The organism is Micromonospora sp. NPDC049662, from assembly GCF_040675055.1.
Lineage (GTDB): Bacteria > Actinomycetota > Actinomycetes > Mycobacteriales > Micromonosporaceae > Micromonospora.
Genome location: NZ_JBFAOC010000004.1, coordinates 101,790 through 123,827, shown reverse-complemented (window position 1 = coordinate 123,827; position 22,038 = coordinate 101,790). Strand labels below are relative to the sequence as shown.

Here is a 22,038-nt window from a genome sequence, read left to right as displayed (position 1 = left end):
GCGACACCCCTGACCCCCCCGATCCCCGATGGCGGACCGCCCGGCGGTGTCGCGGCGTACCTTGGGGCTCATGTCTGTGCCGAACGATCCTGATCCCCGCCTCCAGTCGTACGCCGACCCGCGGCGGCTGGTCACCACCGACTGGTTGGCCGAGCACCTGGGCGACGAGGGCCTCGTCGTGGTCGAGTCCGACGAGGACGTCCTGCTCTACGAATCCGGTCACCTCCCCGGCGCCGTCAAGGTCGACTGGCACCTCGACCTGAACGACCAGGTCACCCGGGACTATCTCGACGCGACCAGCTTCGCCGAGATGTGCGCCGCGAAGGGCATCGGTCGGGGCGACACCGTCGTCTTCTACGGCGACAACTTCAACTGGTGGGCCGCGTACGCCCTCTGGGTCTTCTCGCTCTTCGGCCACGCCGACGTGCGGCTGCTCGACGGCGGCCGGCAGAAGTGGGTCGCCGAGGGGCGAGAGCTGACCCGCGACAAGCCGGCCCGGCCCCGCGCCGACTACCCGGTGCCGCTGCGGGACGACGCGCCGCTGCGCGCGTTCCGCGAGCAGGTGATGGCCCACATCGCGGTGGGCCGGCCGCTGGTCGACGTCCGGTCCCCGGGCGAGTACACCGGCGAGATGCTGCATATGCCGGACTACCCGCAGGAGGGCGCGCTGCGGGGTGGGCACATCCCGGGCGCGGTCAACAAGCCGTGGAAGTCCGCCGCGAACGAGGACGGGACGTTCAAGTCCGCCGACGAGCTGAAGGCGATCTACGCCGACCAGCTCGGGCTCAGCCCGGACGACGACGTGATCGCGTACTGCCGGATCGGCGAGCGGTCCAGCCACACCTGGTTCGTGCTGCGGCACCTGCTCGGCTACCCGCAGGTGCGCAACTACGACGGCTCGTGGACGGAGTGGGGCAACCTGGTCCGGGCGCCGGTGGTGAAGGGCGACCAGCCCGGCGGCATCGCCGCCTGAGACGCAAGCTCGGCCGGCTGAGCACGCCACGCTGCTCAGCCGGCCAGTACCAGCACGCCCGCTCTTCCGCCGGCCAGCGCCAGCACTCCGCTGCTCAGCCGGCCAGCGCCAGCACGCCGCGCAGCTCGGCGATGATCCCGGTGATCTCGCCGGTCTCCGGGTCCCAGCGCGCCAGGGCGGCCGGTTCCAGGCGCAGCAGCACCGCGCCCTTGTTGTCCCAGCCCAACACAGGGCAGCAGCCCTTGGCGCGGTCCCGCCCGAGGTCGAGCAGGTGGGTCACCGAGCCGGTGCGCGAGTCCAGCACGGCCACCCCCTCCGCGCCGCTGATGTGGGCGTTGACGATCCACGCGGCGCTGGCCAACCGGCCCCCGTGCAGCCAACCCCGGCCGTAGAACTCGTTCACCTGATAGGGCGGCGGAAGCGAGTCCACGGTGATCGGCTGTTCGGAGCGGACCGGGCCGTCGAGGGCCGTCCGGCTCTGCAGCTTCAGGCCACCGCGCTCGCCGACCAGCTCGAGCAGAGCCGCCCCGCGACCGGCCTCCGGATCGGGCGTGACCACATGCCAGGCCGACAGGTCGGTGGTGCTGGCCGCCTCGGTGTCCCGCTGCACCACGTACGTCCGGTCGTCGCCGCCGACCAGCACCCGGTCGTGCGCCCACACCACCAACTCCAGGTAGCCCTCGAGGGGGATGCGACGTACGCCCGCCGTGGTGAGGTCGACCATGATCAGCTCGTTGGTCTGCGCGAAAGCTGCCCACCGACCGTCCGGCGACAGGACTCCCGGCTTGACCGCTGTCGCCTCGTTGCCGCTCTCATCCCAGGTGGGTGCCGGCGTCACCACGTCCAGACTGCGGACCACGCCGTCGTCGCCGAGGATCCGGATCACACCGTCCGGTTGACCCTCCTCGCTCAGCGGCTGGAACAGCGCCAGCGCCCGCTGGACCGGTCGGGCGGACAGCGCCACGGTCGGCGGGCCGCTGATCCGGCTCAGCGGATCGGGTGGGTACGTCAGCTTGGCGGGCGGGCGCTGCACGGGATCGGCGTGGGTGGGCGCGACGGTCGGCGCCACCGGATGGGCCAGGCGTGGATCGGGGGACGGTCGCAGGGCGACCGCCGCGCCGCCGGCCAACGCCACGGCCACGACGACCGCGCCGACGGCCCGTCGGGTACGTCGGGTACGTCGCGCCCGATCCCAGCCGTCCGACGCCGGTGCGCTGGGCAGCACGTCCTGCACGGTGACGGTGAACAGGTCGCGCAGGTCTTGCTCGTTCACTGGTTCACCTCCACACCGTTGGCGCCCCGACCCGGTCGGTCGTCCCCGGTGAGGGCGGGAGCAACCTCCCGGAGCCGCCGCAGCGCCAGGTGGCACTGGCTCTTCACGGTGCCGACGGTCACCCCGAGCGCCTCGGCCGTGGCGACCTCGGTCAGGTCCTCGTAGTAACGCAGCACCAGCACGGCCCGCTGCCGCGGCGGCAGCGTCCCCAGCGCGTCGTGCAGGGTCAGCCGCAGCGCGCCGTCCCGGTCCGGCGCGGCCCGCTCCGGCGGCGTGGCGCTGAGCCACTCCCGGCGACGACGTCGCCACCAGGACACCGCGTCGCGGTAGAGGATGGCCCGCACGTACGCGGCGGGATCGCCGTCGCGGACCGAGGTCCAGCGCAGCGCCAGCTTCAGCAGGGCGTCCTGGAGAAGGTCCTCGGCCTGGTGCCGGTTGCCACAGATCAGGAAGGCCGCGCGCAGGAGCCGGTGCTGGTTGCCTTCCACGAACGCGAGGTAGCCGTCGCGGCCGTCGTCCGCCGTCGATCCCATCCGCACCCCTTCCGGCCGCCCGCGGTGCGCGTCACCCGACAGACGCACGGGAGGGCGGAAAAGGTTGGACCGATTTTCCGGCCGGTCGCAGGATCCGCCACGCCACCACCGTCACCAGCGCGAAGACGCCCGCCGCCGCGCCCACCACCGGGACCGTCCCATGGGCGGCGGCGACCAGCCCGGCCAGCCCCGCGCCGACCGGCGCGGTGAGCAGACCGATCATCCGCTGGGCGGCGCCGACCCGACCGAGCAGCCTCGACGGCACCTCCCGCTGACCGTACGACGCCCACAGGCTGTTCCACACCACCGTCCCGGCGGCGAAGACGGCAAGCGCGAACCCGCCCGGCACCGGATGCCGGGCCAGCGCGAAACCGGTCAGCGCCACGGTCTGCGTGGCGAGAACCGCACCCAGCGCGGGTACGGTGCCGAGCCGGGCGGCGAGCCGGTCCGATGCCAGCGCCCCGGCGACCCCGCCGAGGATCACCGACGCGGCGAACAGCCCGTACCCGGCCGGCGGTATCCGCAACACGTCCAGCGCGTAGAGCACCAGCACCGCCATCAGGCCGGAGATCGCCAGGTTGCTCGCCGCGGCGAGCAGGGTGACCCGCCACATGGTCCGGTGCGCGCGCAGCCACCGCACTCCCTCGACGACGTCGCCCCACACCGACGCGCGCCCGGTCGCCGGCGTGGCGGGTACGGCGGCCGGAGCGGTGAGGGCGATCACGAGCAGGGCGGCCACCGCGAAGGTGACGGCGTCGAGAGCGAACGGGAGGGCGGGAGCGGCGGCGAACAGGACACCGGCGGCGGGAGCGCCGAGGAAACCCCCGGCCACCGCCGAGCCGGCCTGGAGGCGACCGTTCGCCCGGGGCAGCGCGGTCGGCGGCACCAGGGCCGGGAGCATCGCGAAGGAGGCGGCGTCGAAGAGCGTTCCCAGCGCGGCGAGCAGGAACGCCGCCACCAGCAGGAGCCCGATGCCGGCCCGGTCGACGGCCACCGCCACGGCCACCGCCGCCACCACTGCGGCGCGTGCCCCGTCGATGCCGGCCATCGTCCGGCGGCGGTCCCAGCGGTCCGCGTACACCCCGCCGAGCAGGCCGAAGAGCAGCGGCGGTATCTGCGCGGCCACGGTGACCGCGGCGATGACCCGGGGGTCGCGGGTCAGCGTGGCCGCCAGCAGCGCCAGCGCCGGCGTCCGCAGCGCGTCCCCGAAGCGGGACGCCACGGCGGCGGACCAGAGCAGCCGGAAGTCCCGGCCCAGAACGGAGGAGGTCATGCCGCCGACCGTGCCGGTTCGACCGGGTCGAGGGTCAAGCCGCCGGGCGAAAGGGGGACGCGGGCCGCCGGTGATCTTGGGTACGGTGAGCGCCGGCATCGGGACCGGGGAGAACACAGGCGTGGACCACACCTTCCAGGTCGACCTGCGTGGCGTGGTCGACCTGCTCAGCCATCACCTCTACGGCAGCCCTCGGGTCTACGTCCGAGAGCTGCTCCAGAACGCCGTGGACGCGATCACCGCCCGGCGTGCCACCGAGCCGGACGCGCCGGCGCTGGTCCGGATCGAACCCCCGGAGATCACCGGAGACGGCACCCTCCGGGTGCACGACACCGGCGTGGGCCTGACCGAGGCGCAGGTACACGAGCTGCTGGCGACCATCGGCCGCAGCTCCAAGCGTGACGAGTTGGGCTTCTCCCGGCACGAGTTCCTCGGCCAGTTCGGCATCGGCCTGCTCTCCTGCTTCCTGGTGGCCGACGAGATCCAGGTGCTCACCCGCCACGGCGACGATCCCACCGTCCGGTGGACCGGATACGCCGACGGCCGGTACGCGGTGACGGTCGCGCCGCCGGAGGAGGCCCGCGCCGACGTGGGCACCACCGTGACGCTGGTGCCCCGCCGTGATGCCGACCAGTGGTTCAGCACCCCGACCGTCGTCGACCTGGCGCGGCTCTTCGGCGCGTTGCTGCCGGTCACCGTCCGGGTCGGCGACGTGGTCACCACCGTCGGTGAACCGCCCTGGCCGACGACGCCGGGCACGCCGGTCGACCGGGCGGCGCTGATCGCGTACGCCCGCGACACGCTCGGGGTGGACCCGTTCGACGTGCTGCCGCTGAGCGTCCCCGAGGCCGGGCTGACCGGTGTCGCCGTCATCCTGCCGACCCCGGTGAACCCGGTGGCCCGTGCCGGGCACCGCGTCTACCTCAAGCGGATGCTGCTCACCGAGAACGCCGACGGCCTGCTGCCGGACTGGGCGTTCTTCGCGCACTGCGTCGTCGACGCGACCGAGTTGCGTCCGACGGCCAGCCGGGAGGCCCTGTACGAGGACACCCTGCTGACCGCGACCCGGGAGGCGCTCGGCGACCAGGTACGTGGCTGGCTGGTCCGGCTGTCGCGACACGACCCGCACCGGTTGGCCCAGTTCCTCCAGGTGCACCACCTCGGCGTGAAGGCGCTGGCCCTGCACGACGACGACATGCTCCGGCTGGTCGACAGGTGGTGGCCGATGGACACCAACGTCGGCACGCTCACCCTCGCCGAGTTCCGGGAACGCCACGGGGTGGTCCGCTACGCGGCCAGCCTCGACGAGTTCCGCCAGCTCGCCGCGGTGGCCGCCGCGCAGGACCTGGCCGTCGTCAACGCCGGTTACACGTACGACACCGAGCTGATCGAGCGGCTGCCGGCGGTGGACCGCTCGGTGCTGATCGAACGGCTCGAGCCGAGTGACCTCACCACCCGGTTCGAGGCCCTCGACCCGTCCGTGGAACTGGCGCTGCGGCCGTTCCTCACCGCCGCGCAGCGGGCCGTCGAGCGTTCCGGCTGCGAGGTGGTCATCCGGGCGTACGACCCGGTCTCGCTGCCCGCGCTCTACCTGGTGAGCCGGTCGGCGGCATTCAACGACCAGCTCGCCGCCAGCCGCGACCGGGCCGACGAGCTGTGGGGTGGGGTGCTCGACGCGCTCGCCGCCACCGCCCCACCGGACCGCCCGCAACTGGTGCTCAACCACCGCAACCCGCTGGTGCGACGGGTCACGATGCTGGGCGACCCGGAGCTGGTCGGGCTCGCCGTCGAGGCGCTGTACGGGCAGGCGCTGCTGCTCGGGCACCACCCGGTCCGCGCGGCCGACGCCGCGCTGCTGAACGACGCCTTCCTCGGCCTGCTCGGCCGGGCCGTACCGGGACGGGAGCAGGCATGAGCGACGAGGACCTGTGGCGGGTGCTGCGCGGCATCGCCGACATGCCGTACGGGGCGGGGCAGATCGCCGCGTTGGAGCAGTTGCTGCGCCGGGTGGACGCCACCGACGACCGGCACCTCGCCTATGTGACCCGGATGCAGGCGACGACCGGGTACGTCTACGGAGGCGAGCCGGCGAAGTCGTTCGTCACGTTCTCCTGGTGCCTGTCCGAGTTCGACCGAGACCCGCAGCCCTACCACCAGCAGCACCTGCACCAGATGCTGTGGCACTTCAAGTACATGGTGTCGGGTCTGCTGGAGTTCCCCGAGGTGCCACTGGACCGCACGTACGCCGTGCTCGACGACATGGAGCGGCACTACCGGGCCGGCGGGCACAGCCTGCAGACCGTCCACAAGCACCGGTTCCGGGTCGCCGACCACGTGGGTGACGCCGAGGCGGCCGCGCACTGGTACCGGCTGTGGCAGACGGCGCCCCGTGACGAACTGTCCGACTGTGCGGGTTGTGACCCGACGAGCCAGGTGGGCTACCTCGCCGCCACCGGTCGGGACGCCGAGGCGGTGGCCCTCGCCGAGCCGGTGCTCGCCGGTCGGCTCACGTGCACCGAGCAGCCGCAGGCGATCCTCACGGCGCTTCTGCTGCCGTACCTGCGCACCGGTCGGGGTGAGTCGGCGCGCGACGCGCACCGTGAGGCGTACCGCAAGCTGCGCGGCAGCCTCGCGGACCTGTGGGACATCGGCGACCACGTCGAGTTCTGCACGCTCACCGGCAACGAGGCGCGGGCGGTCGAGCTGGTCGAGCGGCACCTGGACTGGCTGGACCGACCGCCGTCGCCGGCCGCCGCCATGCACTTCGCGGCGACCGCCGCCGCCGCGCTGCGCCAGGCCGGTCTCGCCACCGTGTACCGTCGGGCCGCCGCGGGGCGGCCGGCGGCCGAGGTGCCGGCGTCGGCGCTGGCCGCCGAGCTGGCCGACAGGGCGACCGAGCTGGCCGCCCGCTTCGACGCCCGCAACGGCACCACCCACCAGTCGGAGTGGATCGCCCGTCGGCTCGCCGTACGACCCGGTGGTGAGCACCTGCCGCTGTCCGCGAGCGTTCGTCGCCGTTCGGCCCGAACCGGTGGGGACGCGCTGGCCGGCGGTGCGACGCCCGCGTCCGAACGGCCCGGCCGGGCACCCGTCGAGGTGTCCACCGTGGCTCTACCCGCCGACGCCGACGAGCTGCTGACCGTCGCCGAGAAGAGCTGGGGCCAGCACGACCGGGCCACCTTCCGGGCGGCGCTGGCCGCGTACGACGACCGGTTCGACGCCGCCGACCTGCCACCGCGTACGGTCGCGCACCGACTGGCGCTGCGGGCGGCCGAGCGGGGCGACGAGGACGACGTCGAGGGTGCGGTCGAGCTGAACCGGGCGGCGTTGGACCTGTACCGCTCGGCGGGTGAGGAGCTGCCCGCCCAGGTGGTCGCGGGGCGGCTGGGTGTGCTGCTGACCCGCGCCGACGAGCACGCCGAGGAGGGGCTGACGCTGGCCCGGGAGGCCGCCGAGGCGCTGGATCGACTCGGTGACCCCCGGCAGCGCGCCGCCGGTTACGACCGGCTGGCGTTGGCGCTGCTGCACCGGCAACGCTGGGCGGACGCCCTGGCGGCCCTTTCCCGGATACCTGCCGACGCCGGTGGCGATGAGCACCTGGCGGCCCGGATCGCGCTGCACCGGGCACATCTGCTGGAGGGGTCCGACCGCGTCGACGAGGCCCTTGCCGCCGCCGTCCAGGCCCGCCGGATGGCCCGTGAGCTGGGCGTCGACGAGCTGATCACGGCCGCCTGCCTGGCCTGCGCCCGGACCGTCGACGATCCGGCGGAGGCGGTGGCCGCCTGCGACGAGGCGCTGCGGGTGGCGCCGGGGGACGCGGAGCTGCCCGTCCGGGTCGCCCGCGCGCGGGCACTGCTCTCCGCCGGCCGGGCCGCCGACGCGGTGGACGACTTCGTCGAGGCGGTGACGCTCTGCGTGGAGCGTGACGCCGAGGGGGACGCGTTCCTGCGCTGGGAGCTGGCGAACGCGTACCGGGTGGTGGGTCGGCTCGCCGAGGCGGCCGAGGTCGCCGAGGAGGCCGTGCTCGGCCTGGACCGCCTGGGCGCCCAGGCGGAGGCCGACCGCTGCCGGCACCTGCTGGCCGGGGTGTACGGCGGGCTCGGCGAGATCGACCCCGCGTTGGCTCTGCTGGAGCAGTTGTCCGTCAACCTGGACGGCCCGGACAACCTGCCCATCCGGGCCCAGGTGCTGGAGGAGGCCGGCGGGATCCTGTACGACGCCGACCGGGACGCCGCGGCCGCCGAGCGGTTCACCGCCGCCGCCACGGCGTACCGGCTCGCCGATCTGCCGTTGGACGAGCTGCGCGCCCGTCGCCGGGAGGCGTACGCCTGGTTCTGGTCCGACAACCTGCCGGAGGCGGTCCGGGTCGTCGAACTGGCGGACGGGTTGGCGGCGGTGTTGGCCGGGCAGCCGGAGCCGCCGCCACCGGTGACGTACGAGCTGGCGATGATGGCCGAGACGGGCGCGCGGGTGCTGACCGGGGAGGGCCGGGCGGACGAGGCGCTGGCACGGCTCGCCGGGGTGCCCGACCGACTGCGGTCGATCGAGGCGTTCGGTGAGGCGGCCCAGGTGGAGGTCCTCGTGGGTGAGCTGCTGCTCCGACTGGACCGGCCGGTCGAGGCGGAGCCGCTGTTGCGGCGCGTACTCGGTGGGTTGCCGGCCGGATCGCGGCCGGTCCGCCAGACCGCGTGGTTGCTGGCCCGCGCGTTGGACCTGCTCGACCGGCCCGCCGAGGCGGCCGCCCTGCGACAGGAGCACGACCTCGACCCGGACGACTGACCGCTGCGGGCCGCCGACCGGTATCCGTCGCCCCACGGTGTCCGGCTCGCGGTCTACGCTTGCCCGGTGACGGTGGAGCAGCAGGCACGGGGGGCGGCGGGTACGGGCCGGCGCCGGTCCCGCAAGGACGAGATCCTGGAGATCGCGGTCGGTCTGTTCGCCGCCCGCGGCTACCACGGCGTGTCGATGGACGACATCGGCGCGGCAGCCGGGGTGACCGGTCCGGCGCTCTATCACCACTTCGCCGGCAAGGAGGCGATGCTGGCCGCGGCGCTGATTCCGGTCAGCGAGGGGCTGCTGGCCGGCGGGCGGGAACGCGCCGCCGGGCACCCGGACGACCCGCGCGGCGTGCTGGAGTCCCTGATCGACTTCCACGTCGAGTTCGCGCTGGCCAACCCGGCCGTGATCGCGCTGCACCTGCACGAGTTGGACCGCCTGCCGGAGGAGCCGCGGCGACGGATCCGCCGGCTGCAACGGATGTACGTCGAGGAGTGGGTGACGGTGCTCACGGCGCTGCACCCGGGCATGCCCGACGGCGAGGCTCGGGTGCTCGCGCACGCGGCGTTCGGCCTGATGAACTCGACTCCGTTCCTCGGCGGCGAGGTGGACCGCCGACGTCGGGCCGAGCTGTTGCGTGGAGCGACCCTGGCCGCGCTGCTCGCCTGAGCCGACTCGTCAGAAGTACGCCGGTCATGATTCCCTGACATCGTCCCAACATCCGGACGCCGGGAGGAAACATGATCGAGTCACTGCTGGTCGCCAATCGGGGCGAGATCGCCCGCCGGGTCATCCGGACCGCCAAGCGGCTCGGCATCCGCGCGATCGCGGTGTACTCGGAGGCGGACGCCGACCTGCCGTTCGTCACCGAGGCGGACGAGGCGGTCCTCATCGGCCCGCCGAATCCGGCGCAGAGCTACCGCAACGTCGAGGCGATCCTCGCCGCCGCCAAGTCGACCGGCGCGCAGGCCATCCACCCCGGCTACGGCTTCCTGTCGGAGAACGCGGAGTTCGCTCGTACCGTCGAGGCCAGCGGGCTGGTCTGGGTCGGACCCGGCGCGGACGCGATCAGCGCGATGGGCGACAAGATCAATGCGCGGAACCTGATGGCGGCGGCCGGCGTGCCGGTCGCGCCCGGCACCACCGATCCGGCCGCTGACCTGGACGCGGCCGTGACGGCCGCCGCCGAGATCGGCTACCCGGTGATGGTCAAGGCCGCCGCCGGTGGCGGCGGCATGGGCATGGGCGTGGCCGTCGACGAGGCCGCGTTGCGCACCGAGTACGACAAGGTGCGCGCCTTCGCCGAGCGGATGTTCGGTGACGGATCGGTGCTGATCGAGCGGTACTTCCCCCGGGTGCGGCACGTCGAGGTGCAGATCCTCGGCCTGGCCGACGGTCGGGTGGTGGCGCTCGGCGAGCGGGAGTGCTCGGTGCAGCGACGCAACCAGAAGCTCGTCGAGGAATCCCCGTCGCCGGCGGTCTCGCCGGAACTGCGAGCGCGCCTCCTGGCGGCGGCCGTCCGGGCCGGCGAGGCCGTGGGTTACCGCAACGCGGGCACGGTGGAATGCCTGTTGGACCCCACTTCCGGGGATTTTTTCTTCCTCGAGATGAACACGCGCCTTCAGGTGGAACACCCGGTGACCGAGTACGTCTACGGGATCGACCTGGTCGAGGAGCAGTTGCGGGTGGCGTCCGGGCTGGCGCCGACGTTCGACCCGGACGCGCTCGCGCCGAGCGGGCACGCCATCGAGATGCGGATCAACGCCGAGGACCCGAAGCGGTTCCTGCCCGGCCCCGGCGTGATCCGGACGTGGGTGGAACCGACCGGCGAGGGTGTCCGGGTGGACTCCGGCTACACCGGGGGCAACACGGTCACGCCGTTCTACGACAGCCTGCTGGCCAAGCTGATCGTCACCGGCGCGACCCGCGACGAGGTGCTAGAACGCGCGCAGGAAGCGGTGGCCGCCTTCCAGATCGAGGGCCCGAAGAACAACGTCCCGTTCTTCGCCGAGCTGCTGGGCAACGAGGAGTTCCGCTCCGGCGCCTACGACACAGGAATCGTCCCCCGCATGCGCTGACCTGTTCCGATCCCCTACCTGCAGTTGATCAAGAGGTTTGCGTCATCCGTGGCCGGAATTTTGACGCAAACCTCTTGATCGACGCGGCTGGCGAGGGCCTGTCAGCGGCACCTGAGGAGGTTGTCGGGGTTGTCGGTCTTGTGCCAGGGTTGGTTGGTCAGGCGGGGTGGCTCGCCTCGGCTCTGGCCGGGGAGGCCGGGACCGCCGGTGTCCAGCCTCGGTGCACGGTGGCTGCCCGGTACCGGGCCGCTGGCCCGGAAGTGCCGGGCGCGCGTGCGCCGGCGCCCTCTCGACCGCACTCCGATGCGCTGCGGAGCTCTTGGAAGGACCGTCGCAGCGCTGACCACCGGAGGCGTCCAGACGGTGGGGTCGAGCCGATGGCTGGCCCCGCCGTCCCGCCGGCACCAACGTAGCCACCCGACCGCCCGCAGTTCCATGCCGCCGCCGGTGATGGCATCCTTCTGGCCTGATTCATCCGCCGAAGGGTGGTCCGGTGCTGGCTGGACGGCCCACCTCGGCGGAGAGCCATCGCACACCGTGTCCGTACCGTTCTCGGCGCTGGCGGTTATCCGGGCCGATGCCGCTACCGTTGCCCCACCAGGGCAGACAGTGAGGTGACCCCATGGCGGAACTGCCAAACTCCGTGTCGATCCGTGAGGTTGGGCCGCGGGACGGATTGCAGAACGAAGAGCCCATCCCCGCCGACGCCAAGGTGCGACTGCTCGACGCGCTCTCCGCCACCGGCGTACGCCGGATCGAGGCGGTGTCGTTCGTGCACCCCAGGGCGATTCCGCAGATGGCCGACGCCGACGAGGTGTGGCGGCGGGCGGCGAAGGTCGACGGGGTGCGGTATTCGGCGCTGGTGCCGAACACCCGGGGCGCTCAGCGGGCCCTGGCCGCCGGCTTCACCGAGATCGAGGTGGTGGTGTCGGCCAGCGACACGCACAACCGCCGCAACGTCAACCGCTCGACCGACGAGTCGCTGGACGACATCGCCGAGCTGATCGACCTTCTGCACGGGGCCTCCGCGCGGGTCGAGGTGATCGTGGCGACCAGCTTCGGGTGCCCGTACGAGGGGGACGTCGACCCGCGCCGTGTCGCCGGCATCGTCGACCGGGTCGTCCGCGACGGCGCGGACCGGGTGGCCTTCGGCGACACGACCGGCATGGGCACGCCGCGTCGGGTCCGTGAGCTGCTGACCGCGGTACGCGGCCGCAACGCGCACGTGCCGGTGCTGCTGCACTTCCACAACACCCGGGGTACGGCGCTGGCCAACCTGCTGACCGCGCTGGAGCTGGGGGTGACCGAGTTCGACGCGAGCGTCGGCGGTCTCGGTGGCTGCCCGTATGCGCCGGGTGCGAGTGGCAACCTGGCGACGGAGGAGGCGGTGCACATGCTGCACGACATGGGCATCGACACCGGCATCGACCTGGACGCCCTGATCGAGGTGGCCGAGTTGGCCGAGGAACTGCTCGGCAAGACGCTGCCGTCCGGTGTGCTGCGGGCCGGCCCGCGTACGCGACTGACGCCGATGCCGAGCTGAGAACGCGCGGAAGGGGCCGGCGCACTGCCGGCCCCTTCGTGGTGCGCGGTTCGGTCAGCCCACCGTGGTGAGCGCCGACGGCCAGCTGTCGCGGAAGATGTCCGCGCTGCGGTCGGTCGCGCTGAACGTACCGGCGAACAGGTTGCTCACCCGGTTCGCCTCGGCGCTGCTCGGGTACGGGTTGGTGCAGCTGGTGCCGGCGCTGCCGCCGGACATCAGGATCGCGCAGTTGCCGTTGTAGTTGTCCGGCAGACCGAGGATGTGCCCGATCTCGTGGGTCATGATCCGCAGCGGGCTGTACTGCGCCGCCTGCTGGGTGTCGATGTAGACCCGGCCGTTGCCGAGGCTGGTCCGCACGGCGTACGAGCCGCCGCCGGTGATCTGGTAGATCCGCAGGTTGGAGCCGCAGTTCGCGGAGAGCGTCAGGTTGACGGTGGCGTTGTTCCAGATCGAGGCGGCCTGGTTGGCGGTGCCCGCGTAGGCGCCTGCCTGGCTGGTGTTGTAGCAGATGGTCATCGCGGCGGACGCGGGCGCGGGGTTGGCGACCGTGACGCCGAGCGTGGCACCTGCCGTCGCGACCAACGCGACGGCGAGCCGACTGAGTCGTGAGGTCATCGCTGACTCCTTATCCGGGAGGGGGTGCCAGGAGCCTATCCACAGAGATTAATAGATTTCAATGTTTCGTTCGAAGGAGCGTCGGTGCGGCATGGGTCGCCGGAGGGTGCGCGGATGCGATAGCCTAACGATCGTTCAGGTCAGCACGGGCGAGGGAGTCGGCGTGACGCTCGACGGTGAGGCGCTGGAACAACTGCGCAAGCGGGCCCGGTCCGGCGGCGCGGACAAGTACCACGCGGCCAACGAGGCCAAGGGCAAGCTCTTCGCCCGCGAACGCGTCGCGCTCCTCGTCGACGAGGGCTCCTTCGTCGAGGACGGCCTCTACGCCAACGCGCTCGCCGACGGCCTGCCGGCCGACGGCGTGGTCACCGGCACCGCCACGATCGACGGCCGGCAGGTCTGCCTGATGGCCAACGACTCCACCGTGAAGGCCGGCAGTTGGGGCGCCCGTACCGTCGAGAAGATCATCCGGATCATCGAGCGGGCCTACGGGGCCGGCGTCCCGATGGTCTACCTGGTCGACTCGGCCGGCGCCCGGATCACCGACCAGGTCGACCTCTTCCCCGGCCGCCGTGGGGCCGGCAAGATCTTCTGGAACCAGGTCCGCGCCTCCGGCTCGATCCCGCAGGTCTGCGCGCTGTTCGGCCCGAGCGCCGCCGGAGGGGCGTACATCCCGGCGTTCTGCGACGTGGTGGCGATGGTCGACGGCAACGCCAGCATGTATCTCGGGTCCGACCGGATGGTCGAGATGGTCACCGGGGAGAAGACCACCCTGGAGGCGATGGGCGGGGCCAAGGTGCACACCGCCGAGTCCGGCGTCGGGCACTTCCTCTGCAAGACCGAGGCCGACGCGCTCGACGTGGTGAAGACCTACCTGTCGTACCTGCCGGCGAACTGGACCCAGGCGCCGCCGGCCGCGCCGGCGGTCGCCGCGCCCGCGAAGGCCGACCTGGCCGCGCTGGTGCCGGCCAGCGAGCGGCAGGCGTTCGACATGCGACGGTACGTCAAGGGCCTGCTCGACGAGGGTTCCTTCTTCGAGATCCAGGCACTGTGGGCCAAGGAGCTGACCATCGGCTTCGGCCGCCTCGACGGCCAGGTCGTCGGCGTGCTCGGCAACAACTCGATGTTCAAGGGCGGCGTGCTCTTCGTCGACTCGGCCGACAAAGCCACCCGGTTCGTGCAGCTCTGCGACGCGTTCAACGTGCCGCTGCTGTTCCTCAGTGACGTGCCCGGCTTCATGGTCGGCAGCGCGGTGGAGAAGCAGGGCATCATCCGGCACGGCGCCAAGATGATCACCGCGATCTCCGAGGCGACCGTGCCGAAGATCTGCGTGGTCGTCCGCAAGGCGTACGGCGCGGGCCTGTACGCGATGGCCGGCCCCGGCTTCGAGCCGGACGCGACGATCGCGCTGCCCAGCGCCAAGATCGCGGTGATGGGCGCCGAGGCCGCCGTGAACGCCGTCTACGCCAACAAGATCGCGGCGATCGAGGACGCGGACGAGCGGGCCGCCTTCGTGGCCGCCAAACGGGCCGAGTACGAGCAGGACATCGACGTCGTCCGGCTCGCCAGCGAGCTGGTGGTGGACGCCATCGTCGAGCCGCACGACCTGCGCGACGAGCTGGTCCGCCGGTTCGCGGCGGCCCGCACCAAGGACCGCACCTTCTCCCGACGCCGCCACGGCGTCACCCCCGTCTGACCCGCAAGGAAGGGCCCCTACTTAACGCCTGGGGTATAGGAGGGGGCCCTTCCTAACGCTTCAGCCGCTTCCGCGTCACGAGCGCCGGGCGGCCCGCCCAGTAGGAGGATCGAGATGGACTTCCGGCTCACCGACGAACAAGCGGCGCTGCGGGAGAGCGTGCGGGACTTCGCCCGCGAGGTGGTTGCCCCGGTGATCGCCGAGCACTACGAGCGGCACACCTTCCCGTACGAGGTGATCCGGCAGATGGGCAAGATGGGCCTGTTCGGCCTGCCCTTCGACGAGGAGCACGGCGGGATGGGCGGCGACTACTTCGCGCTGTGCCTGGCCCTGGAGGAGTTGGCCCGGGTCGACTCCAGCGTGGCTATCACGTTGGAGGCGGCCGTCTCGCTCGGCGCGATGCCGATCTACCGCTTCGGCACCGAGGAGCAGAAGGCGACCTGGCTGCCCCGGCTGCTCAGCGGGGAGGCCCTGGCCGGCTTCGGCCTCACCGAGCCGGGCACCGGTTCCGACGCCGGCGGCACCCAGACGCGGGCCGTGCTGGACGGCGACGAGTGGGTGATCAACGGCGCGAAGGCGTTCATCACCAACTCGGGCACCGACATCACGGCCATGGTGACCGTCACGGCGGTGACCGGCACCAACCCGGACGGCTCCAAGGAGCTGTCGACGATCATCGTGCCCACCGGCACGCCCGGATTCACGGTGGCTCCGGGTTACTCCAAGGTCGGTTGGACCGCCTCGGACACCCACGAGCTGACCTTCGACGACTGCCGGGTGCCGGCGGCCAACCTGCTCGGTGCGCGCGGACGGGGCTTCGCACAGTTTCTGCGGATCCTCGACGAGGGCCGGATCGCGATCGCCGCGTTGGCTGTCGGCCTCGCCCAGGGCTGCGTCGACGAGTCCATCAAGTACGCCAAGGAGCGGCACGCCTTCGGCCGGCCGATCGGCGACAACCAGGCCATCCAGTTCAAGATCGCGGACATGGAGCTGAAGGCGCACACCGCGCGCCTGGCCTACTACGACGCCGCCGCCCGGATGCTTGCCGGCGAGCCGTTCAAGCGGCAGGCCGCCATCGCGAAGCTGCACGCGAGCACGATCGCGGTGGACAACGCCCGGGAGGCCACCCAGATCCACGGCGGCTACGGATTCATGAACGAGTACCCGGTCGCCCGGTTCTGGCGGGACTCCAAGATCCTGGAGATCGGCGAGGGCACCAGCGAGGTGCAACGCATGATCATCGCCCGCGATCTGGGCCTCTGATCCCACCCCTCGGGCGATCACGGGGGTTACCGACCACTCCCCGTCGATCGACCCCTCGGCTGTCGGATTATCGGCGAGCGGACGTCGGCAGGACGACGTTCGACTGCCGATGGTCGGAGGCGAACCGTACTCTTCGTGCCCATGACTCCGGATCATGGGTGGTCGCGGAGCCCGGCCGGTCGTACCGGGCTGCCGGAGCTGCTCCGTGCGCACCGGCGCGCCGCCGGTCTGACCCAGGCGGAACTGGCGTCCCGTGCCCGAGTCGGTGTGCGGACGGTGCGGGACCTGGAGCGTGGCCGGTCGGTCCGGCCACAGCGCACCACCGTCGATCTGCTCGCCACGGCGTTGGGGTTGACCGGTGCCGTCCGGGCGGCATTCCTGGCCACGGCCCGTGGCCCTGTCGGCGGCGAGCCGCCGTCGGATGTCGGCCCGGGCGCGGTCGGCGTCGCGTCGGCGCAAGCCACCCGAGTCGACGCGCCGGTCGCCCTTCCGCCGCCGGTCGCCCTGATCGGACGCGATCGCGATGTCACCGAGTTGGCCGCGATGCTGACCGCGGAACACGGACCACGGCTGATCAGCCTCGTCGGCCTGGCCGGGGTCGGCAAGACCGCGCTCGCGCTCGCCGTGGCCCACGCGGCGGCACGGGCGCATCCGGGCGGTGTGGCCGGCGTGCTGGTCGGCGAGGGTTCGGACGGGCCGGACGTCCTCGCGGCCTCGATGACCGTCCTCGGCGCCGCCCGGTTACCGGAACTGGTCGCCCGCCTCGCCGGCCGGCGGGCGCTGCTGGTCATGGACGCCGTCGAGCGCGCCCCCGGCCCGGTGGCCGAGACACTGCACCGGTTGGGCACCGTACTGCCGTCGCTGCGGGTGCTGGTCACCGGCCGGCATCCGGTCGGGCTACCCGGCGAACGGGTCTGGCCGGTCGCCCCGCTCGAGGTGCCACCGCCGGACGGCGAACAATCCGGTCCGGCCACGCTCGTCTCGTGGCCAGCGGTCGCGCTGTTCATCGCACGGCTCGCCCAGGTCCGTCGGGAACCGCCCGGCCCCGACGAGCTACCAGCACTGGCCGCCCTGGTCCGCCGGCTGGGTGGCCTGCCACTGGCCATCGAGCTGATGGCCGCCCGGGGGCGGCTGCTCGACCTCACCGAACTGCTCGACCGGTACGGCGACCGGGTCCTCGACCTGACCACCTCGACCGAGGAGACCCGTGCCCGGTGGGACGGGCCGGAGTCGGCCGCCCGCCGTCCGTACGCCACCGATGCCACCCGGGCGGCGGTGGCGGTGACCCTGCGGGACGCGGTGGCGACCAGCTACCGCCTGCTCGCGCCGCACGAGCGCGACGCGCTGCGGCGACTCGCCATGTTTGGCAACCGGTGGTCGGTGGAGATGGCCGAGGAGATGCTCGCCGACGAGGCCGACCGGGACGGAACCGTCGCCATCGATCCGGTCCCGGTGCTGGACCGCCTGGTCGAGCTGGGCCTGCTGAGCGTTCGCGGCACCGGGCCGTTCCGGTTCCGCCTGCTCGACGCGGTCCGTGACTTCGCCGTGGAGCAGGCGGTCGGCGGTGGTGAGCTGACCTGCGTACGGCGTCGGCACGCGGAGGTGACCGCCCGCCTCGTGGCGCGGACCGCCGCCGACCTGGCCGGCCCACGGATGCTCGACGCGGTGCACCGGCTCGACCAGCTGAGCAGCGATATCAGCTCCGCGCTCGCCCACGCGGCCACCGATGACCCCCTGACCGCGCTCCGGCTCGCCGCCTGCCTCCCCCGCTGGTGGCGGTTCCGGGGCCGGGACGTCGCCGGGCGGCAGTGGCTGCGACGTCTGCTGGCCGACCCGCGAACCGCCGACGCGGACCCGATCCTGCGCGGCTGGGCCAGCCTCGGGATGGCACGGCTCGCGGCCGAACACGGTGCCGAGGCAGAAGAGTTACCCACGGCACGCGCCGCGTTGGAGATCTTCCGACACTCGGGCGACGTGACCGGCGAGTTGGAGGCGCGCGGGGTGCTCGGTGCTCTGCTGACCACCGTCGGCGGGCACGACGAGGCGCGGGATCAGGCCGAGGCGGTGCTCCGGCTCGCCGCCCGCAACGGTCGTACGCGTGATCTGGCGGTGGCGCAGAACAGCCTTGCCTGGCACGAGATCCGCGTCGGCGACCTGGCGGCGGCACGCCGGCGGCTGGCCGCCGTGGACCGGCTCGCGGCCGAGGGGGGTGAGCAGCGGTTGCGCGTGCTGGCCTGGGCCAACCGGGCCGAGGTGTCCCGCCTCGAGGGCCGGTACGCCGACGCCGTCGACCAGGGGCGGCGTGCGGTGGCGGCGTTGTTCGAGCTGGGCGACCCGGGACATCGCCGTCGGGTGCTCGGCACGGTCGGTCTGGCGCTGGCTCAGGACGGCCGTGCCGCCGAGGCGACCGAGGTGCTCACCGAGCTGCGCGCCGGCGGTGCCGAGGCGACCGTCGCCGTGCCGGGGCGGCAGTGGTTGGAGCGGGTCGGACTGCCGCGACCACGGTCGGACGACAGCGTGTTGTCGTGGAGCGGACCGGAGGCGGGCATCTGCGCGCTGATCGAGGGGAACCTGGCGCTGCACCGGGGTGATCGGGAGTTGGCGGCCGAGTGGTTCGCGGCCGCCGTCGAGGCCGGTCACGATCGCCGGGACGTCGTGGAGGCGCTGGTGGGCCTCGCCGCGAGCACCGGAGATCCGACGGTCCTCGATCGTCTGGACCAGGTCTGCGAGGAAACCGGGATCCGACTGCTGCCGCAGGAGTCCGGGCTGCTCTACGCGCTGATCGCCGCCCGGGGTGGAGCCACCGAACGGTGAGCGGTGGCCGGTCGGCGTCGATGGACCGCCGGATGGAGAGTGGCGCGGGCGAAGAGCCCCCTTGGTGCTACCCCTCGCTGTTCGCCCGCGCCGTCACCCCCCGGTGATTCCCCGGTGGGCGAAAGCCTGCCACCGTTGCCGGGGAAGAAGGTGTTTTTCAAGAGGTTTGTCCGGTCTTTGGGGTCAGTTCTGCCGGTCCTTCTGCCGGTACCGCCCGGAGGCCCATCTTGCGGGCCGACGGTCAGGTCGGGTCGCAGTCGTCGGCCGTCTCCTGCTCGGTACTGCCGGCGGTCGCGCCAGGATGGACCGCGTCCCGCACCCGCCGCAGGCCGTCGAGCAGTGCCGCCAGGGCCTCGGGTTCGAGTTGGCCGGTGAACCACTGTTCGATGATCCGCAGGTGCCCGGGCAGTGTCTCGTCGAGCCGCTGCATTCCGGACGCGGTGACCACCGCATACGAGCTACGGCGGTCGTTCGGGCATGCTCGACGGGTGAGCAGTCCGTCGCGTTCCATCCGGTCCACCACCCGGGTCACGCCGCTGGTGGACAGTGAGGTCTGTGCGGCGAGGTCGGTCATCCGTAGCTGGTTGCCGGGCGAGCGGGCCAGTCGGGTGATCACCTCGAACTCGACCTGGGAGAGGCCGTGCTCCTCGAGTTGGGCGGCGAACCGGGCTGAGAGCCCGGCGTGGGCCTCGTACAGGAGGCCAACCGCGGTGATCCGGGGGTCGTCGAACACGTTGGTCACTCGTTAATCCTACCAGTCCTTGACACGGGGAATGTTGTTGCGGTTATATTTGCTGAAGCAGTCGTTGGGCTACTAAACAATCCTCTGGAGGACACCAGTCATGACCAGCAGCATCGACGCGGTTACCCGCGACTGGGACGGTCTCACCATCCCGGCGGCCGGCACCTACGTGCTGGACGCGGCGCACAAGCGGGTCGGCTTCGTCGCCCGGCACATGATGGTGAGCAAGGTCCGCGGTGAGTTCAACGAGGCGACCGCCACCATCACCGTCAGCGAGGACCCGCTGCAGTCCTCGGTCGTCGCGACCATCCAGGCCGCCAGCATCGACACCACCCAGGACGACCGGGACGCGCACCTGCGCAGCCCCGAGTTCCTCGACGCGGAGCAGTACCCGACCCTGGAGTTCCGCAGCACCGGCGTCAAGTCCCGCAAGGGCAACGAGTTCGTGCTCGACGGTGAGCTGACCGTCAAGGGCGTCACCCGTCCGGTCGAGCTGGAGGTCGAGTTCGAGGGCGTGGGTCGCAGCCCGTTCGGCCAGGACATCTTTGGCTTCTCCGCGAGCACCGAGATCGACCGCGAGGAGTTCGGTCTGACCTGGAACGTCGCCCTGGAGACCGGCGGCGTGCTGGTCGGCAAGAAGATCAAGATCGAGATCGAGGGCGAGGCCGTCCGCCAGGCCTGATCCACGGATCACCCGTACACCGGGCCCGCGCCGCACGTCGGCGCGGGCCCGGTGTCGTCCGTGCCGAGCGCGTGTGAATTGTCACGACTTGTTCTTGCCCCCGCGAGGTCCGGCATGCTGGCGACGGGGTAGAGATGGCGCCACGAGCGAATCCACTCGGCCGTCGTCGGATCACCGTCGTCGGCCTCTGGCCCCGGCCAGGCGAGCGCTCTTACCGTTGATGGTTCACAATGCGCTTCCGGGACGGCAGAATCCCGACCGCGCGGGTTGTCGGGAGGACACATGGGCAGGGACGTCTCGCAGGGCGCCTTCACCCGGGAGGACCGCGTCCGCTACCGGCAGAAGGTCCGGCGGTGCCTCGACGTCTTCGCCCTGATGCTCGACGACTTCGGGTTCGACGCCGACCGGCCGATGACCGGCCTCGAGATCGAGCTGAACCTGGTCGACTCGGCGGCCGAGCCGGCGATGCGCAACGAGGAGATCCTCGCCGAGATCGCCGATCCGCTCTTCCAGACCGAGCTGGGGCAGTTCAACCTGGAGTTGAACGCCGAGCCCCGGCTGATCGAGGGCGCCGGTTTCGCCGACTACGAGCACGACCTGCGTAGCAGCCTCTCCCGGGCCGACGAGCGCGCCGCCAGGTCCGACGCGAAGATCGTCCTGGTCGGCATCCTGCCCACCCTCACCGAGGGGCACCTGGTCGAGGACAACCTCTCCACCAACGAGCGCTACCGGGTCCTCAACGACCAGATCGTCGGCGCCCGAGGCGAGGCCATCGAACTCGACATCCGTGGCGTCGAGCAGTTGCGGACGCACACCGACTCGATCGCCCCCGAGGCGGCCTGCACGAGTCTCCAGTTCCACCTCCAGGTCGCGCCGGACAGCTTCGCCGACTACTGGAACGCGTCCCAGGCCATCGCCGGAGTGCAGGTGGCGGTCGGGGCGAACTCGCCCTTCCTCTACGGCCGCCAACTCTGGGCCGAGACCCGGATCGCCCTGTTCAAGCAGGCCACCGACACTCGTCCGGAGGAACTCAAGGCCCAGGGCGTACGCCCCCGGGTCTGGTTCGGCGAGCGGTGGATCACCTCGATCTTCGACTTGTTCGAGGAGAACGTCCGGTACTTCCCACCACTGCTGCCGATCTGCGAGGACGAGGACCCCGTGGAGGTGCTGCACGCCGGCGGGGTGCCCCAACTCAGCGAGCTGCGGCTGCACAACGGCACGGTCTACCGCTGGAACCGCCCGGTCTACGACATCATGAACGGCCGCCCGCACCTGCGGGTGGAGAACCGGGTGCTGCCCGCCGGTCCCACCGTGGTGGACATGCTGGCCAACGCGGCCTTCTACTTCGGACTGGTCCGCGGTCTGGCCGAGGCCGACCGGCCGATCTGGAGTCAGCTCACCTTCTCCTCGGCCGAGGAGAACTTCCACTCGGCGGCCCGCCGTGGTCTGGACGCCGTGCTGCACTGGCCCGGGGTCGGTGACGTGCCGGTCACCAAGCTCGTACTCGATCAGTTGCTGCCCGTCGCCGCGACCGGACTGGACGGCTTCGGCGTCGCGCCGGCGCAACGGGACCGGCTGCTCGGCATCATCGAGCAGCGCTGCCGTACCGGTCGCAACGGCTCCGTCTGGCAGACCGAGGCGGTCTGGGCGGCGGAGCACCACCACGGCATGGACCGCCCGGCAGCCCTGCACCACATGGTCAAGCGCTACGCGGAACTCCAACGCACCAACGAACCAGTCCACACCTGGCCCGTCCAGTAACCACCCCACCCCACCC

16 protein-coding genes are annotated in these 22,038 nt (G+C 72.1%); 11 read left to right on the top strand and 5 right to left on the bottom strand.

Going from position 1 to position 22,038, the window contains the following annotated elements:
• Positions 1-70 precede the first annotated feature (70 nt).
• Positions 71-973: a sulfurtransferase gene (locus AB0J36_RS04910; protein WP_357129366.1), complete on the top strand. Its 903-nt coding sequence runs from the start codon at positions 71-73 to the stop codon at positions 971-973.
• Positions 974-1,067: 94 nt separating this feature from the next.
• Here AB0J36_RS04910 and AB0J36_RS04905 read toward each other — a convergent pair whose 3' ends face one another.
• The 3 genes from AB0J36_RS04905 to AB0J36_RS04895 are packed head-to-tail and all read right to left on the bottom strand — an operon-like array spanning position 1,068 to position 4,052.
• Positions 1,068-2,246 (bottom strand): hypothetical protein, encoded by a 1,179-nt coding sequence (locus AB0J36_RS04905; RefSeq protein WP_357129369.1) that lies wholly within the window; start codon positions 2,244-2,246, stop codon positions 1,068-1,070.
• Complete coding sequence (locus tag AB0J36_RS04900; RefSeq protein ID WP_357129372.1) at positions 2,243-2,779, bottom strand: SigE family RNA polymerase sigma factor; 537 nt, start codon at positions 2,777-2,779, stop codon at positions 2,243-2,245. The genes AB0J36_RS04905 and AB0J36_RS04900 overlap by 4 nt, the downstream gene beginning before the upstream one ends.
• Before the next feature lie 31 nt (positions 2,780-2,810).
• Positions 2,811-4,052, bottom strand: a complete 1,242-nt coding sequence (locus AB0J36_RS04895; protein WP_357392206.1) for an MFS transporter — start codon at positions 4,050-4,052, stop codon at positions 2,811-2,813.
• Between the two features lie 121 nt (positions 4,053-4,173).
• Here AB0J36_RS04895 and AB0J36_RS04890 point away from each other — a divergent pair, with 121 nt between their 5' ends.
• The 5 genes from AB0J36_RS04890 (at position 4,174) to AB0J36_RS04870 (ending at position 12,449) form a co-directional block, all read left to right on the top strand.
• Positions 4,174-5,967 (top strand): HSP90 family protein, encoded by a 1,794-nt coding sequence (locus AB0J36_RS04890; protein WP_363660132.1) that lies wholly within the window; start codon positions 4,174-4,176, stop codon positions 5,965-5,967.
• Positions 5,964-8,831: a hypothetical protein gene (locus AB0J36_RS04885; RefSeq protein WP_363660116.1), complete on the top strand. Its 2,868-nt coding sequence runs from the start codon at positions 5,964-5,966 to the stop codon at positions 8,829-8,831. The genes AB0J36_RS04890 and AB0J36_RS04885 overlap by 4 nt, the downstream gene beginning before the upstream one ends.
• Before the next feature lie 66 nt (positions 8,832-8,897).
• The gene (locus AB0J36_RS04880) at positions 8,898-9,497 is read left to right on the top strand and encodes a TetR/AcrR family transcriptional regulator (protein WP_355048539.1); all 600 of its coding nucleotides are present in this window, start codon (positions 8,898-8,900) and stop codon (positions 9,495-9,497) included.
• A 71-nt stretch (positions 9,498-9,568) separates the two neighbouring features.
• On the top strand, positions 9,569-10,906 hold the full coding sequence (locus tag AB0J36_RS04875; RefSeq protein WP_363660115.1) for a biotin carboxylase N-terminal domain-containing protein: 1,338 nt from the start codon (positions 9,569-9,571) through the stop codon (positions 10,904-10,906).
• Positions 10,907-11,528: 622 nt separating this feature from the next.
• Positions 11,529-12,449, top strand: a complete 921-nt coding sequence (locus tag AB0J36_RS04870; protein WP_363660114.1) for a hydroxymethylglutaryl-CoA lyase — start codon at positions 11,529-11,531, stop codon at positions 12,447-12,449.
• A 54-nt stretch (positions 12,450-12,503) separates the two neighbouring features.
• On the opposite strand, the gene AB0J36_RS04865 is transcribed toward AB0J36_RS04870, so the two are convergent.
• Positions 12,504-13,064 (bottom strand): snapalysin family zinc-dependent metalloprotease, encoded by a 561-nt coding sequence (locus AB0J36_RS04865; protein ID WP_357129387.1) that lies wholly within the window; start codon positions 13,062-13,064, stop codon positions 12,504-12,506.
• Between the two features lie 163 nt (positions 13,065-13,227).
• On the opposite strand from AB0J36_RS04865, the gene AB0J36_RS04860 reads away from it, so the two are divergent.
• The 3 genes from AB0J36_RS04860 (at position 13,228) to AB0J36_RS04850 (ending at position 18,837) form a co-directional block, all read left to right on the top strand.
• Positions 13,228-14,760, top strand: coding sequence for an acyl-CoA carboxylase subunit beta (locus tag AB0J36_RS04860; protein WP_357129390.1), 1,533 nt, complete (start codon positions 13,228-13,230; stop codon positions 14,758-14,760).
• 114 nt (positions 14,761-14,874) lie between these two features.
• On the top strand, positions 14,875-16,023 hold the full coding sequence (locus tag AB0J36_RS04855) for an acyl-CoA dehydrogenase family protein (RefSeq protein WP_363660113.1): 1,149 nt from the start codon (positions 14,875-14,877) through the stop codon (positions 16,021-16,023).
• Between the two features lie 141 nt (positions 16,024-16,164).
• Positions 16,165-18,837 (top strand): helix-turn-helix domain-containing protein, encoded by a 2,673-nt coding sequence (locus AB0J36_RS04850; RefSeq protein WP_357129398.1) that lies wholly within the window; start codon positions 16,165-16,167, stop codon positions 18,835-18,837.
• Positions 18,838-19,078: 241 nt separating this feature from the next.
• On the opposite strand, the gene AB0J36_RS04845 is transcribed toward AB0J36_RS04850, so the two are convergent.
• Positions 19,079-19,579, bottom strand: a complete 501-nt coding sequence (locus AB0J36_RS04845) for a MarR family transcriptional regulator (protein ID WP_355048531.1) — start codon at positions 19,577-19,579, stop codon at positions 19,079-19,081.
• 100 nt (positions 19,580-19,679) lie between these two features.
• On the opposite strand from AB0J36_RS04845, the gene AB0J36_RS04840 reads away from it, so the two are divergent.
• Positions 19,680-20,261: a YceI family protein gene (locus AB0J36_RS04840; RefSeq protein WP_357129402.1), complete on the top strand. Its 582-nt coding sequence runs from the start codon at positions 19,680-19,682 to the stop codon at positions 20,259-20,261.
• A 282-nt stretch (positions 20,262-20,543) separates the two neighbouring features.
• Positions 20,544-22,022: a glutamate--cysteine ligase gene (locus AB0J36_RS04835; RefSeq protein WP_357129405.1), complete on the top strand. Its 1,479-nt coding sequence runs from the start codon at positions 20,544-20,546 to the stop codon at positions 22,020-22,022.
• The last annotated feature ends 16 nt before the right edge of the window (positions 22,023-22,038 follow it).